This window comes from Bartonella sp. TS82HLJMH (assembly GCF_042193495.1).
In the GTDB taxonomy this organism is placed as follows: Bacteria; Pseudomonadota; Alphaproteobacteria; order Rhizobiales; family Rhizobiaceae; genus Bartonella; species Bartonella grahamii.
On record NZ_JBHILU010000105.1, the window covers coordinates 1 to 250 of the forward strand.

The 250-nt window shown below is 32.0% G+C and carries 1 pseudogene; it reads left to right on the forward strand.

Annotated elements, in window-relative coordinates:
- Window positions 1–135: pseudogene (locus tag ACFIKO_RS09490) on the forward strand (succinate dehydrogenase assembly factor 2); the annotation flags it as partial.
- Window positions 136–250 lie beyond the last annotated feature (115 nt).

Sequence of the window (250 nt, forward strand, 5' to 3'; positions counted from 1 at the left end):
TCTGAATTTGAATATATTATGTCTTTTGATGATCGTGATTTGCTGACTTGGATTACTGGAGAAATTGCGCCACCATTTGAAATTGATGGTCCGCTTTTTCGTGACATCGTCAATTATCATATTTGCATAAATTGAAATGAATTCCGATGTCTCTCTTAAAAGAAATTATTATTCCGAAAAACACTTCCTCTCAAATTATTTTTGACGGTATTATTGATGGATTTGAAGCTTTTGCGCTTTCTAAATTATG